1 protein-coding gene is annotated in these 758 nt (G+C 44.2%); it reads left to right on the top strand.

What is annotated here, in order from left to right:
* On the top strand, nucleotides 1-758 hold a 758-nt coding region (locus tag GVN22_RS27495), incomplete at both ends, for a hypothetical protein (RefSeq protein ID WP_205691072.1).

A 758-nucleotide genomic window follows, 5' to 3' on the forward strand; every position in this document is an offset into this window, starting at 1 on the left:
TTAACGGAACAAGTGCCGCACAATCAAACAATACGAGCGTATCGGTTGGTCAATCAGTAGTGAAATTGACAGCAAAAGTGTTCTTACGTGGCGCTTACGATACAAGTGTAGGATTGATGTTAGATGGCTTACGTAGCCAAGGCCTGATTCCATTAGTACAACCTTACGGTAAAGGCTCTTACACAGATATTCCTCACATTGGAGCAGAAGAAGCCACGACCACATCTGTATTGTCGGTAACAGGTAACAATGCGATTGTTGACTGGGTATCAGTAGAGTTACGCGATAAGAATAACCCAAGTACGATCTTGTATAGTCGCTCAGGTTTAGTACAACGCGATGGCGATATTGTAGATGTAGATGGAGTAAGTTGCTTGAGTTTTGTAGGGGCAGTTCCAGAGAGCTATTACGTGACAGTTCGTCACCGTAACCACTTAGGAGCAATGACTGCCAATGCGATAGCGTTGACCTCAAGCTGTTCAGCCTTAGTTGATTTCACAAGTCCAAGTTTGAGCTTGTACAAAAAGGCAACAACAGATCCAGAATACACCGCTTATCCAACGGTAGACCTAGGTAGTGTTCGAGCACTATGGGGCGGTAATGCTAGTCCAGACAGATTTGTGATTTACCAAGGGCCAAACAACGACCGTACCTTTATCGGCAGTGTTGTGTTGACAGATCCAGGTAATACCGAAGGCTTGAATAACTACATGGTGACAGGTTACTTACGACCAGATATTAACCTAGATGGTTTAGTA

This window comes from Cellulophaga sp. BC115SP (assembly GCF_009905545.1).
Classification (GTDB): Bacteria; Bacteroidota; Bacteroidia; order Cytophagales; family Spirosomataceae; genus Flectobacillus; species Flectobacillus rivi.